Source organism: Saccharothrix syringae (genome assembly GCF_009498035.1).
Classification (GTDB): domain Bacteria; phylum Actinomycetota; class Actinomycetes; order Mycobacteriales; family Pseudonocardiaceae; genus Actinosynnema; species Actinosynnema syringae.
Genome location: NZ_CP034550.1, coordinates 3952249 through 3966999, shown reverse-complemented (window position 1 = coordinate 3966999; position 14751 = coordinate 3952249). Strand labels below are relative to the sequence as shown.

Sequence of the window (14751 nt, the reverse complement as noted above, 5' to 3'; positions counted from 1 at the left end):
TGGAGGTACGCGGTGTCCTCACGGCACTGCCAGGTGACCGGGCGCGCACCCGGTTACGGCAAGCAGGTCTCGCACTCGCACCGGCGCACGTCCCGGCGCTGGCTGCCCAACACCCAGCGCCGCCGGTACTGGCTGCCCTCGGAGAACCGGTACGTCGTGCTGACGTTGTCGGCCAAGGGCATCAAGACCGTCGACAAGCGCGGCATCGAGTCCGTCGTGGCCGAGCTGCGCCGCCGGGGGGTGAAGCCCTGATGGCCAGGGGCAACGACGTGCGGCCGATCATCAAGCTCCGCTCCACCGCGGGCACCGGCTACACCTACGTCACCCGCAAGAACCGCCGCAACGACCCCGACCGGCTGGTGCTGCGCAAGTTCGACCCCGTCGCGCGCCGCCACGTCGACTTCCGCGAGGAGCGCTGAAGTGGCCAAGAAGTCCAAGATCGCCCGCGACCGGCGGCGCCGGGAGACCGTCGCCCGCCACGCCGAGCGGCGCGCCGAGCTGAAGGAGGTCGTCCGCACCGACCCCGAGCGGCGCGCCGAGGCCCAGCGGGCGCTGCAACGGCTGCCCCGCGACGCCAGCCCCACCCGGCTGCGCAACCGCGACACCGTCGACGGCCGCCCCCGCGCCGTGTTCCGCGCCTTCGGCCTGTCCCGCATCCGGCTGCGCGAGATGGCCCACCGGGGCGAGCTGCCCGGCGTGACCAAGTCGAGCTGGTAGGAGGACGACGTGCCCGGACCCGACCGCCCCGGCAGGCGCCGCGGCAACCTGCTGCACAAGCACGGCCTGACCGCGGTGGACTGGAAGGACGCGGACCTGCTGCGCAAGTTCGTCTCCGACCGCGGCAAGATCCGCTCCCGCCGGGTGACCGGCCTGACGCCGCGGCAGCAGCGCCAGGTCGCCACCGCCGTCAAGAACGCCCGCGAGATGGCCCTGCTCCCCTACCCCGCCAAGGGCCGCTGACCCCGTCACGGCGGCTGTTCGCCGCCCCAGTGGTGCTGCCGGGCCGGGATGGGACCCGACAGCACCACCCGGGGTTCAGCTCGGGCGGTCGCGGCCGCCCTCACCCCGTCCTCGGCGGAACTCCAGCCAGTCCACGACGGCGTCCACGACCAGTCCCCCGAACAGGGAACCGGTGCCGATCGCCAACCACCTCGGCCCGTCGAGGACGAGCGTGCCGACGGACACCGCCAGCACCAGCGGGAGGAGCACGGCGTAGTAACGCCTGCCGCGGCGAGGCCAACCGTTGTCCAGCACCATCAGATGAACTTCGTCCACGAGCCGGGCGCCTTCGGGAGGCCCTTGAGGGCCCCGGTGGCGGCGCCCGCCGACGTCGTCAACCCGCCCGCGCCCACGCACCCCAGCCCCGCCGTGGCCGGGCAGGCGGCGGTCAGGCCCACACCGACCGCGGTGCCGACGATGCCACCGATCCAGCCGCCCCAGTCGGAACCGGTGCCGGCGCCGTAGGTGTACTCGGCGGCGAGGCTGTAGCCGGAGCGCTGCCCGTTGTCCACGGTCTCTGTTACCCCCAGCGCGGTGCGGGTGAACACGTGGGTGACCGCAGGTTGCCCGCGTTGTCCAGGCCGTAGCCGCCGCTACCGGCCTTGGTCAGCCGACCCAGCGCGTCGTAGGCGTAGTCGGTGGTCACGCCCCGGATCGTCTTGGCCTGGATCTTGTCGGTGTCGGTGCCGTCGGGCCTGGCGTAGCGGTAGGTGGCCTTGAACAGCTCGGCACCGGGCTTGCTCACCGTGATCGAGGTGTGCCGCCCGGCGGTGTCCAGACCGTTGGTCTGCACCGCCCCGCTCGGGAAGGTGGTGGTGGTGGTGCGGCGGTCGGCGTCGTCGTAGTCGAACCGGGTGACCCGGGTCTGGCCGTCCACGACCGAGGCCAGCTTGCCGTTGGTGCGGTACCGGTTGGTCACGGTGTTGCCGTTGGGGCCGTGGAGGATGACGCCGCTGCCCTCCCAGACCTCCAGGCCGGTGGCGTCGTGGCCGAGCAGCCACTCGCCACCCGGGCTGATGCCCCCGTAGGTGTTGAAGAACCGGTCGACCACCGGGTTCAGCCCGGTGCCCTTGACCGTCAGCTCCCGGTAGGCGGGCACCACGTTGCGGTTGGCGAGGTTGACCAGGACCTCGAACCGGTCGCCGACCTGGTGCCGCTCCACCGGGTACGACGGCAGGACGCCGTAGTCCCGGACCCGAGCACGTCGGCCGCTGCGCCTGCACCTCACCCGCGGCCCGCCAGGGCCGGTCGGGCGCCGGACCGCCCACGGGCGTCCGGTTCACCCCCGGCGACGGGCTCCACGTGCCCGGTGCGGGCACCGCCCCGCCGTCCACCGGTTCCTCGGCCGCGGCCGCACCGGTCACCACACCCGCCGCCGGCACGGCGGCCATCGCACTGCCGAAAACGCGCAGCACGAACCCACGCAGAAGCCTGCGTCCCACCGGAACAGTGCCCCCTCACCAGACCGGGCACCCCCGGTGCCCGGAGCGCTCCCGGTGGAGCGCATTCCGGCGTTGGCGCAAACGCAGCGCGACGCCCCCGGAGCCGGGGCTCCGGGGGCGTCGTCCGCGCGGTGGAGTGTCAGGACACGCCGGCGGGCACCTTCGCCGAGGCGGCCCGGACCCCGGCCGACCGCTCGGCCGGGACGGCGCCGCGGAACGCGCGCAGGCGCAGGCTGTTGCTCACCACGAACACGCTGGAGAACGCCATGGCGGCACCGGCGATCATCGGGTTGAGCAGGCCGGCGGCGGCCAGCGGCAGGGCGGCCACGTTGTAGGCGAAGGCCCAGAACAGGTTGCCCTTGATCGTGCCCAGGGTGCGCCGCGCCAGCCGGATGGCGTCCACCGCGGCCAGCAGGTCGCCGCGCACCAGGGTCAGGTCGCTCGCCTCGATCGCGGCGTCCGTGCCGGTGCCCATGGCCAGCCCGAGGTCGGCCTTGGCCAGCGCCGCGGCGTCGTTGACGCCGTCACCGACCATCGCCACGACCCTGCCCTCGCCCTGCAGGCGGGCGATGACGTCGACCTTGTCCTTCGGCAGGACCTCGGCGATGACCTCGTCGATGCCGACCTCGGCCGCGACCGCGCGGGCGGCGGCCTCGTTGTCCCCGGTCAGCAGGACCGGGGTCAGCCCGAGGCCGCGCAGGCGCCGGACGGCCTCGGCGGAGGTGGGCTTGACCGCATCGGCGACCGCGAGGACGGCCTTGGCCTCCCCGTCCCAGGCGACCAGGACCGCGGTGTGGCCGCGCTGCTCGGCGGCCCGCTTGGCGTCGGCCAGGTCCTCGTCGAGGTGGACGGCCCACTCGGCCAGCAGCCGCTCGCGGCCGACGACGACCGCGTGGCCGTCGACCACGCCCTGCACGCCGACACCCTCGTGGTTGCGGAAGTCCTCGACGTCCGGCAGCTCGCCGACCCGTTCGGCCGCGCCGGCGGCGACGGCCTTGGCGACGGGGTGCTCGGAGGCGTGCTCCAGGGCGCCGGCCAGGCGCAGCACCTCGTCCTCGTCGACCCCGTCCGCCGCGCGCACGGCGACCAGGCCCATCCGGCCGGTGGTGACGGTGCCGGTCTTGTCCAGCACCACCGTGTCGACGCGCCGGGTGGACTCCAGCACCTCCGGGCCCTTGATCAGGATGCCGAGCTGGGCGCCCCGGCCGGTGCCCACCAGCAGCGCGGTCGGCGTGGCCAGGCCCAGGGCGCACGGGCAGGCGATGATCAGCACGGCCACCGCCGCGGTGAACGCCGCCGACACCCCTCCGCCGGCGCCGAGCCAGAACGCCAGGGTGCCCACCGCGAGGGCGATGACCACGGGCACGAACACCCCGGAGATCCGGTCGGCCAGCCGCTGGGTCTGCGCCTTGCCGCTCTGGGCGTCCTCCACGAGCTTGGCCATCTGCGCCAGCTGGGTGTCGGAGCCGACGCGGGTGGCGCGCACGACGAGGCGTCCGCCGGCGTTGACCGTGGCGCCGACCACGGCGTCGCCGGGGCCGACCTCGACCGGCACGGACTCGCCGGTCAGCATGCTCGCGTCGACCGCGGAGCTGCCCTCGTCCACCACGCCGTCGGTGGCGATCTTCTCGCCCGGCCGCACCACGAACCGGTCGCCCACCCGCAGCTCGGCGATCGGGACGCGGGTCTCGCGGCCCTCGCGCAGCACGGCCACGTCCTTGGCGCCCAGCTCCAGCAGCGCCCGCAGCGCCGCGCCCGCCCGCCGCTTGGCGCGGGCCTCGAAGTAGCGGCCGGCCAGGATGAACACCGTCACGCCCGCGGCGACTTCGAGGTAGATCGCCCCGGCGCCGTCGGTGCGCCGCACGGTCAGCTCGAACGGGTGGGTCATGCCGGGCGTGCCCGCGGTGCCGAACAGCAGCGCGTACAGCGACCAGCCGTACGCCGCGAGCGTGCCCATCGAGATCAGGGTGTCCATGGTGGCCGCGCCGTGCCGCAGGTTGGCCCACGCCGCCCGGTGGAACGGCCACGCGCCCCACACCAGCACCGGCGAGGCCAGCGCCAGCGAGATCCACTGCCAGTGGGTGAACTGCAGCGCCGGGACCATGGCCAGCAGGACCACCGGGACGGCCAGGGCCGCGGACACCAGCAGCCGCTGCCGCAGGGACCTGGTCGGGTCCTCCTCGGCCGGCTCGGCGCGCTCCGGCTCCGGGGCGGGCAGCGCCGCCCGGTAGCCGGCCGCCTCGACCTGGGCGACCAGGTCCAGCGGGTCCAGGTCGGCGGGGAAGGTGACGTGCGCCTTCTCCGTGGCGTAGTTGACGCTCGCGGTCACGCCGTCGAGCTTGTTGAGCTTGCGCTCGATCCGGTTGGCGCACGAAGCGCAGGTCATCCCGGTGATCGCCAGCTCGACCCGAGCCTCAGCCATGACCGTGCCCCTCCTCTTCCCCGTGCCCGACCGGGGTACCCGCGGTGGTCACCGTGAACTCCGCGGTCCGCACGACGCCGCCGTGCCGGAAGTCCAGGAACAGCCGGTAGTCACCCACCGAGGGTACTTCGGCGACGAACGAGACCCCGGGCCCGGCGGCCGTCCGGCCGTCACCGGGTGCGCCCTCGGGGTGGACGTGCAGGTAGGCCAGGTCGCCCTGGCGCAGTGCCACCAGGTGGCCGTAGGCGCCGAGGTACGGCTGGAGGTCGGTGACGGGCGCGCCGTCCTTGCTGACGGTGACCGTCACGGCCGAGGCCCGCCCGGCGACCAGGTCGCCGTCCAGCCGCACCCGGTAGCCGTCGACCTCGGCCACCCGCGACGGCGCGTGCTCCCGGGGGTCGAACCGACCGGCCGCGGTCACGTCGACACCCAGCGTGGTCGCCGGGCCGCCGGTGGGCTTGAAGTCGGCGAACACCCGGTAGGAGCCCGCGCCGGCCACGTCCAGGGACGTGGTCCAGGTGCCGTCGGCGGCCATCTCCGGGTGGACGTGCCGGTAGCCGGTGGTGTCGCGGCGCACCACGACCAGGTGCATCCGCTGGTCGTGCTCGACGTCGAAGGCGGTCACCGCGGCGCCGTCCGGGCCGGTGACCCGGAACGAGAAGGTGTCGGTGGTCCCGGCGGTCAGCGCCGTGCCGAGGGGCGTGAGGGTGTAACCGCCCCGGGACGACGCCAGCCCGGCCGGCTGGTCCTGCCCGTGGTCCTGCTCCCGCTCCGCTCCCGCGACGGCGGCGCCGTGGTCGTCCCCGTGGCCGGCGCCCTCCGCGCCGGCCCCGTCGCGGCCCGCGGCCTCGACGGACAGGGGACCGACAGCGCTCCCGACCGCCCAGGCGCCACCGGCGACCAGGGCGAGCACCACGCCGTAGGCGGAGAGCTTCGCTGCTGTGCTCATGTCAAGTCCTTGTGAGATGACGGGGCCTTGCGCCCCACCGCGGTTCCCTCAGCCGGCGAGCGCGTAGCCCGCTTCCTCGACGGCCGCGCGGACGTCCGCCTCGGCCACCGGTTCGGCGCTGGTCACCGTGACCGCGCCGGTCGCCAGGTCGACGTCCACACCGGTCACACCCGGGATCTGCGAGACCTCCTCGGTGACGGACGCCACGCAGTGGCCGCAGGTCATCCCGCTGACGGTGTAGGTGGACTCGGTCATCGACTGCTCCTCGCGATCGTGGTGTGCACGGTGTCCGAAAGGCACCGGGCGCCCCTCCGGGGCACGCCATTTATACCCCCCGGGGGTACCGCGGGCAACCGCGGGGTGACCCGGCCCACGGATCGCGTCGAGATCGTGAGGATACCGGGCGGGGGTAGGGCCGCACTCAGGTGGACGGGCCGACCGCCACCGCCTCCACGACCGGCAACCCGCACAGCACCGGCTGCGCGCGCACCCGGTCCCCGGCGGTGTCACCCCGTCCGACTCCCACCCGGTGGCCGCGCAGCCACCACCACAGGTTCTTCACATCGCCCCCGGGGCGCTCGCGCGCACGTCCCCCGACCGCCGTGAAGCCGACTGCGGAGGGGATGTGAATCCTTGGTGGAGGTGCTGTGGCGGTCCGGGCGCGGACCGCGGCACCGGCCCTACGGTCGGCGGCGTGGAAAGCGTGGACGTGCTCGTCGTCGGCGCCGGGCTCGCCGGCCTGCACACGGCGCGGCTACTGGCGTCACGGGGCTTCGACGTCCTCGTGTGCGAGCGGCGCACCCGCCTCGACACCGGCATCCGGACCACCGGGATCTTCGTGCGGCGCACGCTGGAGGACTTCGCGCTGCCGCACCGCCACCTGGGGCCGGCGGTGCGCCGCGTCGTGCTCCACCCGCCGTCGCTGCGGGCGCCGGTCGAGCTGGTCAGCCCGCGCGACGAGTACCGCGTCGCCGACATGGCCGCGGTCTACGCGCACGCGCTCTCCGGGGCCGAGGCGGCCGGCGCGCGGGTCCGCCTGGGCGTCCCCTACCCGTCGGCGGGCGTCACGGCCCGCTTCACCGTCGGCGCCGACGGCGCCCGGTCCGCGGTCGCGCGCCGGCTCGGCCTGGACGCCAACCGGCGGTTCCTGGTCGGCGTCGAGGACGTCTTCCCGGTCGGCCCGAGCGCGTCCGCGCCGACGTTCCACTGCGTGCTGGACCCCCGGCTCGCCCCCGGCTACCTCGCCTGGCTCGTCGACGACGGGCACGAGGCGCACGTGGGCCTGGCCGGGCACCCCGACCGGCTGGCCGCGCCGCTGCCGCGGCTGCTGCGCTCGTTCCACCAGCGGTTCCCCGGCGTCCCGACCCCGACCGGCCCGGTGCGCCGCCGCGGCGGCCTGATCCCCGTCGGGGGCGTGCTGCGGCGGATCGCCTGCCCGGAGGGCCTGCTCGTCGGCGACGCGGCCGGCGCGGTGTCCCCGCTGACCGCGGGCGGCCTCGACCCGTGCCTGCGCATGGCCGGGCTGGCCGCCGCCGTCACCGGCGACTACCTGCGCACCGGCGACCCGTCGGTGCTGCGCCGCTACGACGGCGGGGCCCTGCGCGCCCGGTTCCGCCTCCGGCTGCTGCTGCGCGGGGCCCTGTCCCGCACGCGCGGGCCGGCCGCGACCGAGGCGGCGTTCGCGCTGCTGCGCACACCCCTCGGGCGGGCCGCCGCGTCCCGCGTCCTGTTCGGCGACGGCTCGTTCCCCGACCGCGCCTGACGCCGTCAGGCGTAGGTGTAGGTCGCCCGGTGGTCCAGGACCGAGGAGACGGTCACCCCGAAGGGCTGCAGCGCCTCGTCGACGTCCACGACGTTGCTGACGCTCCCGCCGGGCTGGTAGCGGCCGGCGCCGTAGCCCCAGCTGCGCTGCCACCGGGACCACAGCCGGTCGATGTTGCAGTGGTGCAGGAAGAACACCGGGTCGTTCGGCGAGTCGGTCTGCGCCATGTGCCCGCCGACCCAGTTGTGGACCCGCCCGTGCAGGTCGGGCGACAGGCCGCCCTCCACGCGGTTGCGCATGCCGCTGCTGGAGGCGGAGCTCCAGGGCGACGCGTCGTAGGTGGAGACGTTCATGACGGTGTCGACGTTGGACGACGTGGGCAGCGAGCCGCGCACCGCGATGGCCCGGCGCAGGGACGTCGAGGAGGTGGCGCTGATGTTGATCCGCCACCTGGCCTCGCCGGCGAACGGGCCGGTGGTGACGGGCCCGTTGCCGCCGGAGCCGTTGCCGCCCATGAAGTCGGAGGTGAAGGGGGCGCCGGTGGCCGAGCGGTTGGCCGTCCAGTTCCAGTAGGGCAGGTCGACCGCCGGGTTGATCGCCTTCAGGGCGTTCTCGAACTCCACCAGGTACTGCCGGTGCCACGGCAGGAACGACGGCGACCGGTGCGCGTAGTTGTGGTCGTCGATGGTGCTGAAGTAGGTCATGTGGGTGCTGACGAACCAGTCGTAGTTGTGACCGGTGGTCTGCGCCTTGAGCGCCTTGACGGCGGCGACGAAGTCGGCCTTCTCCGCGGCCGTCAGGGCGGCCACGCTCTTGCGGGTTCCCATGGCGGGCCTCTCAGCTGTGGTGCTCGTGGTCGGCGTGCTGGGTCAGCTCCTGGTCGCCGAGCTGGTCCACGGCGAGCTTGGCCAGCCTCTTGAGGCCGTCCTTGTGGGGGCCCTCGTCCAGGGGGATGGGCTCGAAGTGGTTGACCGTGCTGATCACGGCGGTGTAGGTCGCGGTCGACTCGGGGGCCACGGGCAGCTCGACTTGCGCCACGCCCAGCTTGCGGCCGTTGATGTGGACCTTGTGCTTGCCGTTGGCCTTGTCGTGCTCGCCCTTGATCTTCTTGCCCCTGTAGTCCTCTTCGAAGTCGCGGGGGTCGGTGGGTGCGCCCTGGTCGGCGGCGGCGCCGGAGGCGGTGAGGTTGGCGTAGCCCGCCGCGGTGGCGGTGACCAGGGCTGCTGTCGCGGTGTAGCGGAGCACGTCGCGGCGGGTCATGTTGGTCATGGGGGCCTCTGGGGTGGGTCGTCGCGGGGGTGGGAGCACCTGCTTGGCAGCCTCGCCATTTGATACGTGGACGACAACGAGGGTCAGCCGTACGTGTTGGGTTCTCACCTGGGTAGGTGACGGGGGTTGGTGGTGGTGCGGGCTCTGGGTGGGGGTGTCACCCGTTCGGGAGGCTCGGTGGGGGGTCGGGTCAGGGAAGCGGGCTGAAGGGGTGGCGCGGGACGGATGGGGCGGTAGGCGGGGCGGGGTGGGGTGGGGTGATGCGGCACGGCGGCACGGCGGGCGGGGCGGGTACGGCGGGCGGGGCGGCGGCGGGGCCGCAGGGCAGGGCGGCGGCGTGCGGCAGGGCGAGGCGGCGGGGCCGCAGGGCGGCGCGGGGCGGCGCGGCGGCGGGGCGGCGCGGCGGCGCGGCGGGGCGGCGCGGCGCGGCGGCGCGGCAGGGCGGCGGGGCGGCGGGGCGGCGGGCAAAGGATGGCCAGAACAAGGGATGGGCGGTGCAGGGCGCCCGACCGAAGGGCCGAACCGCCGCCGGACCCCCGCAGCCACGCGCGCGGAACCCTGGCCCGCCCCGATCACCGAACACTACCCTTGCCCCACACCGCCACAACCGTCCCGAACCCACGAGGGGGTTGCCTTGGCGCGCTTACGACCGCTCGCCCACACCGCCGGCGTCCTGACCATCACCACCGCGCTGCTCACCGCCGTGTTCACCAGCCCGGCGAGCGCGTGCAGCTGCGTGCCCAGCACCGAGGGCGAGCGCTACCAGCGGGCTCAGCACGTGTTCAGCGGCAGGGTCACCGCCGTGGAGACCGAGCAGAACGACCCGTCCACGGTGGGTGACGACCGGTACCGCTTCCGGGTCGAGGTGCAGACCGAGTACAAGGGCGACGTGCCGCCTGCGGTGGACGTGCTGACCTCGATCCACTCCGGCACCTGCGGCATCACCATGAGCACCGGCTCCGACTACCTGATCTTCGCCACCGGCGACTCGTCGGACGCCCGGGTCGAGACCAACTACTGCAGCGGCACCCGCCTGGCCGCCGGCGGCCCGCCGGTGACCACCGTCCCGACCTCGCCCACCAACTCGTCCACCAACTCGTCCTCCTGCACCTTGTCCTCCCCGACGACGACCACGTCGACGCCGTCGCCGTGACGCACCGCACCCGGGGCCGCCCGACCGGCGGCCCCGGGACGGGTCCGGACAGCCCACCGGTGTGGCACGATCCCGCAGGTGACCACAGGGCAGCGCCTGAGCGACCTGGCGCGGTTGCGCCGCGTGCGCGACCGGATCGACCGCGACCACGCCCAGCCGCTCGACGTGGAGGCGCTGGCCCGCGGCGTGAACATGTCGGCCGGGCACCTCAGCCGCCAGTTCCGGCTGGCCTACGGCGAGTCGCCCTACAGCTACCTGATGACCCGGCGCATCGAGCGCGCCACCGCCCTGCTCCGGCGCGGCGACCTCAGCGTCACCGAGGTCTGCTTCGCGGTCGGCTGCTCCTCGCTGGGCACCTTCAGCACCCGCTTCACCGAACTGGTCGGCATGTCCCCCAGCGCCTACCGCAAGCAGGCCGCGCTCGCCACCGCCGGCATGCCCTCGTGCATCGCCAAGCAGGTCACCAGACCGGTCAGGAATCGAGAAGCGAAGCATTCCGACCCGCACCTACCGTGACCGCCATGGACATCACGGTGCACAGCAGCTTCCTCCCGCACGACAACGCGGACGCCGCCCTGGCCTTCTACCGCGACGCCCTCGGCTTCGAGGTCCGCAACCACGTCGAGCACGGCGGGCTGCACTGGATCACCGTCGGCTCCCCCGACCAGCCGGGCACCTCCATCGTGCTGCACCCGCCGGCCGCCGACCCCGGCATCACCGAGGACGAGCGCCGCACCATCGCCGAGATGATGGCCAAGGGCACCTACGGCGGCATCAACCTGGCCACCAAGGACCTCGACGCCACCTTCGAGCGGCTGCGGTCGCGTGACGCCGACGTCGTCCAGGAGCCCACCGAGCAGCCGTACGGCGTGCGCGACTGCGCCTTCCGCGACCCCGCGGGCAACATGGTCCGCATCCAGCAGGCGCGCTGAACCCTCCCACCGGCAAGAGCCCCTCGAACACAACACGGAGACAGGACGAGCATGGCCACGAGGACGGGTACGCGGGCGGTCGAGCCGGGCGTTGCCGACAGCCACGACGTGATCCGCGTGCACGGCGCGCGCGTCAACAACCTCAAGGACGTCAGCGTCGAGATCCCGAAACGCCGGCTGACGGTGTTCACCGGCGTGTCCGGCTCGGGCAAGAGCTCGCTGGTGTTCGGCACCATCGCGGCGGAGTCCCAGCGGCTGATCAACGAGACCTACAGCACCTTCGTGCAGGGCTTCATGCCGACGCTGGCGCGCCCGGAGGTCGACGTCCTGGAGGGCCTGACCACCGCGATCATCGTCGACCAGCAGCGGATGGGCGCGGACGTCCGCTCCACGGTCGGCACCGCCACCGACGCCAACGCCATGCTGCGCATCCTGTTCAGCCGGCTCGGGCAGCCGCACGTCGGCTCGCCCAACGCGTTCTCCTTCAACGTCCCCTCGGTGCGGGCCAGCGGCGCGATCACGGTCGAGCGCGGCGCCGGCAAGACCAGGACCGTCAAGGAGACCTTCACCCGCATCGGCGGCATGTGCACCGGCTGCGAGGGCCGGGGCACGGTCTCCGACATCGACCTCACCCAGCTCTACGACGACTCGAAGTCGCTGTCCGAGGGCGCGATCACCATCCCCGGCTGGAAGTCGGACAGCTTCTGGACGGTGCGGGTCTACGCCGAGTCGGGCTTCGTCGACCCGGACAAGCCGATCCGCGAGTTCACCGAGCGGGAAATGCACGACTTCCTGCACCGCGAGCCGACCAAGGTGAAGGTCGAGGGCGTCAACCTCACCTACGAGGGGCTGATCCCCAAGGTGCGCAAGTCGTTCTTCAGCAAGGACCGGGAGTCGCTGCAGCCGCACGTGCGGGCGTTCGTGGACCGGGCGGCCACCTTCACCGCCTGCCCCGACTGCGGCGGCACCCGGCTCAGCGAGGCGGCCCGGTCGTCGAAGATCCGGGGCACCAGCATCGCCGACGCCTGCGCGATGCAGATCACCGACCTGGCCCGGTGGGTCGGCGACCTCGACGAGCCGTCGGTGGCGCCGCTGCTGGCCTCGCTGCGGCACACCCTGGACTCGTTCGTGGAGATCGGCCTGGGCTACCTCTCGCTGGACCGGCCGTCGGGCACGCTGTCGGGCGGCGAGGCGCAGCGGGTCAAGATGATCCGCCACCTCGGCTCGTCGCTGACCGACGTCACCTACGTCTTCGACGAGCCCACCACGGGCCTGCACCCGCACGACGTCCAGCGGATGAACGACCTGCTGCTGCGCCTGCGGGACAAGGGCAACACGGTGCTCGTGGTGGAGCACAAGCCCGAGACGATCGTGATCGCCGACCACGTCGTCGACCTCGGCCCCGGTGCCGGCGCGGGCGGCGGCGCCGTCTGCTTCGAGGGCACCGTGGAGGGCCTGCGGGCGAGCGGCACCACCACGGGCCGCCACTTCGACGACCGGGCCGCCCTCAAGCCGGCCGTGCGCGAGCCCACCGGCAGGCTGGCGGTCCGCGGCGCGTCGAAGCACAACCTGCGCGACGTCGACGTGGACATCCCGCTCGGGGTGCTCGTCGTGGTGACCGGCGTCGCCGGCTCCGGCAAGAGCTCGCTCGTGCACGGGTCGATCCCGGCGAGCGCGGGCGTGGTGTCGGTCGACCAGAGCCCCATCCGGGGTTCGCGCCGCAGCAACCCGGCGACCTACACCGGCCTGCTCGACCCGATCCGCAAGGCGTTCGCCAAGGCCAACGGCGTGAAGCCCGCGCTGTTCAGCGCCAACTCCGAGGGCGCCTGCCCCGACTGCAACGGCGCCGGCGTCGTCTACACCGACCTGGGTGTGATGGCCGGCACCGCCGTGACCTGCGAGGAGTGCGAGGGCAGGCGGTTCCACGCCTCGGTGCTGGAGCACCACCTGGGCGGCCGCGACATCAGCGAGGTGCTGGCCATGTCGGTGGCCGAGGCGCGGGAGTTCTTCGGCGCCGGCGAGGCCCGCACGCCCGCGGCCCGCGCCGTCCTCGACCGGCTGGCCGAGGTCGGCCTCGGCTACCTCACCCTCGGCCAGCCGCTCACCACCCTGTCCGGCGGCGAGCGGCAGCGGCTCAAGCTGGCCACCCACATGGCCGAGGAGGGCGGCGTCTACGTCCTGGACGAGCCGACCGCGGGGCTCCACCTGGCCGACGTCGAGCAGCTGCTCGGCCTGCTCGACCGGCTGGTGGACTCCGGCAAGTCGGTCATCGTCGTCGAGCACCACCAGGCGGTGATGGCGCACGCGGACTGGATCATCGACCTGGGCCCCGGCGCCGGCCACGACGGCGGTCGGGTCGTGTTCGAGGGGACGCCGGCGGACCTGGTCGCCGACCGCTCCACCCTCACCGGGCAGCACCTGGCGGACTACGTCGGCGCCTGAAGCGCCGACCGGGGACGGGCCCCGCGCGGGCCCGTCCCCGGTCGGTCAGCGCCGACCGGTCCGCAGCCGTGGGCGGACTCGCGGTAGAGCATGAGGTGCTCGTGGTGGAGCACGCCGTCCCGGATGGCCCCGGTCGCGGTGAAGTCGTAGCGCCCGTCGGCGCGCAGCTCCTGCCGGATGTGGCCGTCCGCGGTGACCCACATGCCGACCACGTCGGCGTCGGGCGCGGTGTTGTCGTTCGTCATCGCTCACTCCGCTTCGCCGGTTGTTCCGCTCCGAGTCTCGGGCGCGGCGGGCGGAGGCGGGAGGCCCCGCGGTTCCGGGGTGCGGCACGTCCAGCCGAACTCGCCGGATGGCTCTACCGCAGAACCGCGCCACGCGGTCCATTGGCCGTGCCGGAACGCGGTGACCCCTGAACCGATCCACACCGAGTGGATCACCGGACTAGCCTTCGGACAGGGGGCGAACGCCCCGTCACCACCTGGAGGTAGAGCACCTGATGAACGGCCAGACAGTCCTGATCACCGGCTCGACCGACGGCCTCGGCCGCCACCTCGCCGTGCGCCTCGGCGCGGCCGGCGCGCGCGTCCTCGTGCACGGGCGCGACGCCGACCGCGCCGAGCGGGTGCGGTCGGAGATCCGGGCGGCCGGTGGTCCCGACCCCGTCGTCCTGGTCGCCGACCTGGCCTCGTTACGCGAGGTCGACCGCCTGGCCGACGAGGTCGCGCGGCACCTCGACCGGCTGGACGTGCTGGTGAACAACGCGGGCATCGGGTTCGGCCGGCCGGGCTCGGGGCGTGAGCTGAGCGCCGACGGGGTCGAGCTGCGGTTCGCGGTCAACTACCTGGCGGGGTACCGGCTCACCCGGCTGCTGCTGCCGCTGCTGCGCGCCGCGCCGGGGTCGCGGATCGTCAACGTGGCCTCGGCGGGCCAGTACCCCGTCGACTTCGCCGACCCGATGCTCGAACGCGCCTACGACGGGGTGACGGCGTACCGGCGGGCGAAGCTGGCGCAGGTCATGTTCACCTTCGACCTGGCCGAGGAGCTGGGTGGCAGCCCCGTGGTCAACACCCTGCACCCGGCCACCTACATGGCCACGACCATGGTGCGCGAGTCCGGCACGGAACCGTGCAGCACCGTGGCCGAGGGCGGCGACGCGACCCTGCGGCTGATCACCGGCCCGGCGTCGGAGCTGACCGGGCGCTACTACAACGGCGTGCGCGAGGAGCGGGCCCACGACCAGGCGTACGACCCGGACGCCCGGCGCCGGCTCCGGGAGCTGTCGGACCGACTGGTCGCGGCCGCTCACGCCCGGGGCTGAGGTGACCGGAGGCGGTCGCGGGGAGGGCCAGGGGCCGCGATCCGCGACCGCCCGGGGTCG

The 14751-nt window shown here is 73.9% G+C and carries 19 protein-coding genes and 1 pseudogene; 10 read left to right on the top strand and 10 right to left on the bottom strand.

The window, feature by feature from the left end; all coding sequences use genetic code 11:
- The first annotated feature begins 12 nt into the window (after window positions 1–12).
- The 4 genes from rpmB to rpsR are packed head-to-tail and all read left to right on the top strand — an operon-like array spanning window position 13 to window position 960.
- Window positions 13–252 (top strand): 50S ribosomal protein L28, encoded by a 240-nt coding sequence (gene rpmB / locus EKG83_RS17490; protein WP_033433716.1) that lies wholly within the window; start codon window positions 13–15, stop codon window positions 250–252.
- Entirely contained in the window at window positions 252–419 is a 168-nt protein-coding gene (rpmG, locus tag EKG83_RS17485) for a 50S ribosomal protein L33 (RefSeq protein WP_033433715.1), read from the top strand. Before rpmB ends, rpmG begins: the two co-directional genes overlap by 1 nt.
- A gap of 1 nt (window position 420) precedes the next feature.
- Window positions 421–717 (top strand): 30S ribosomal protein S14, encoded by a 297-nt coding sequence (gene rpsN, locus EKG83_RS17480; protein WP_033433714.1) that lies wholly within the window; start codon window positions 421–423, stop codon window positions 715–717.
- A gap of 9 nt (window positions 718–726) precedes the next feature.
- Complete coding sequence (gene rpsR, locus EKG83_RS17475; RefSeq protein ID WP_033433713.1) at window positions 727–960, top strand: 30S ribosomal protein S18; 234 nt, start codon at window positions 727–729, stop codon at window positions 958–960.
- 75 nt (window positions 961–1035) lie between these two features.
- On the opposite strand, the gene EKG83_RS17470 is transcribed toward rpsR, so the two are convergent.
- The 7 genes from EKG83_RS17470 to EKG83_RS17440 all read right to left on the bottom strand — a co-directional run bounded on the left by EKG83_RS17470 (window position 1036) and on the right by EKG83_RS17440 (window position 6374).
- The gene (locus EKG83_RS17470; RefSeq protein ID WP_153278185.1) at window positions 1036–1275 is read right to left on the bottom strand and encodes a hypothetical protein; all 240 of its coding nucleotides are present in this window, start codon (window positions 1273–1275) and stop codon (window positions 1036–1038) included.
- Window positions 1257–1547 carry a hypothetical protein gene (locus EKG83_RS17465; protein ID WP_033433711.1) on the bottom strand — a complete coding sequence of 97 codons (291 nt, stop codon included), beginning with the start codon at window positions 1545–1547 and terminating at the stop codon, window positions 1257–1259. Before EKG83_RS17465 ends, EKG83_RS17470 begins: the two co-directional genes overlap by 19 nt.
- On the bottom strand, window positions 1520–2227 hold the full coding sequence (locus EKG83_RS17460; protein WP_084716875.1) for a hypothetical protein: 708 nt from the start codon (window positions 2225–2227) through the stop codon (window positions 1520–1522). The genes EKG83_RS17465 and EKG83_RS17460 overlap by 28 nt, the downstream gene beginning before the upstream one ends.
- 353 nt (window positions 2228–2580) lie before the next feature.
- Window positions 2581–4863, bottom strand: coding sequence for a heavy metal translocating P-type ATPase (locus EKG83_RS17455; protein WP_051766539.1), 2283 nt, complete (start codon window positions 4861–4863; stop codon window positions 2581–2583).
- Window positions 4856–5812 carry a hypothetical protein gene (locus EKG83_RS17450; protein WP_033433709.1) on the bottom strand — a complete coding sequence of 319 codons (957 nt, stop codon included), beginning with the start codon at window positions 5810–5812 and terminating at the stop codon, window positions 4856–4858. Before EKG83_RS17450 ends, EKG83_RS17455 begins: the two co-directional genes overlap by 8 nt.
- Before the next feature lie 48 nt (window positions 5813–5860).
- Window positions 5861–6067, bottom strand: a complete 207-nt coding sequence (locus EKG83_RS17445; RefSeq protein WP_033433708.1) for a heavy-metal-associated domain-containing protein — start codon at window positions 6065–6067, stop codon at window positions 5861–5863.
- Window positions 6068–6233: 166 nt separating this feature from the next.
- A complete protein-coding gene (locus EKG83_RS17440; protein ID WP_153278184.1) occupies window positions 6234–6374 on the bottom strand; it encodes a hypothetical protein in 141 nt (46 codons plus the stop codon).
- 132 nt (window positions 6375–6506) lie between these two features.
- Between EKG83_RS17440 and EKG83_RS17435 the strand changes: the two genes are divergently transcribed.
- Entirely contained in the window at window positions 6507–7574 is a 1068-nt protein-coding gene (locus EKG83_RS17435) for an FAD-dependent oxidoreductase (RefSeq protein ID WP_033433707.1), read from the top strand.
- A gap of 5 nt (window positions 7575–7579) precedes the next feature.
- Here the strand turns inward: EKG83_RS17435 and EKG83_RS17430 are convergent, their stop codons facing one another.
- Window positions 7580–8401 (bottom strand): tyrosinase family protein, encoded by an 822-nt coding sequence (locus EKG83_RS17430; RefSeq protein ID WP_033433706.1) that lies wholly within the window; start codon window positions 8399–8401, stop codon window positions 7580–7582.
- Between the two features lie 10 nt (window positions 8402–8411).
- Window positions 8412–8843, bottom strand: coding sequence for a tyrosinase family oxidase copper chaperone (locus EKG83_RS17425; protein ID WP_033433705.1), 432 nt, complete (start codon window positions 8841–8843; stop codon window positions 8412–8414).
- Between the two features lie 634 nt (window positions 8844–9477).
- On the opposite strand from EKG83_RS17425, the gene EKG83_RS17420 reads away from it, so the two are divergent.
- From EKG83_RS17420 to EKG83_RS17405, 4 genes are all read left to right on the top strand, one after another.
- Window positions 9478–9996: a hypothetical protein gene (locus tag EKG83_RS17420; protein WP_051767107.1), complete on the top strand. Its 519-nt coding sequence runs from the start codon at window positions 9478–9480 to the stop codon at window positions 9994–9996.
- A gap of 78 nt (window positions 9997–10074) precedes the next feature.
- The gene (locus tag EKG83_RS17415; protein WP_228122652.1) at window positions 10075–10512 is read left to right on the top strand and encodes a helix-turn-helix transcriptional regulator; all 438 of its coding nucleotides are present in this window, start codon (window positions 10075–10077) and stop codon (window positions 10510–10512) included.
- Window positions 10513–10517: 5 nt separating this feature from the next.
- Entirely contained in the window at window positions 10518–10928 is a 411-nt protein-coding gene (locus tag EKG83_RS17410) for a VOC family protein (RefSeq protein ID WP_033434046.1), read from the top strand.
- 51 nt (window positions 10929–10979) lie between these two features.
- On the top strand, window positions 10980–13370 hold the full coding sequence (locus EKG83_RS17405; RefSeq protein WP_033433977.1) for an ATP-binding cassette domain-containing protein: 2391 nt from the start codon (window positions 10980–10982) through the stop codon (window positions 13368–13370).
- A 74-nt stretch (window positions 13371–13444) separates the two neighbouring features.
- On the opposite strand, the pseudogene EKG83_RS17400 reads toward EKG83_RS17405, so the two are convergent.
- Window positions 13445–13615, bottom strand: a pseudogene (locus EKG83_RS17400) (Atu4866 domain-containing protein); the annotation flags it as partial.
- 254 nt (window positions 13616–13869) lie between these two features.
- Here EKG83_RS17400 and EKG83_RS17395 point away from each other — a divergent pair.
- A complete protein-coding gene (locus EKG83_RS17395; RefSeq protein WP_033433978.1) occupies window positions 13870–14691 on the top strand; it encodes an SDR family NAD(P)-dependent oxidoreductase in 822 nt (273 codons plus the stop codon).
- Window positions 14692–14751 lie beyond the last annotated feature (60 nt).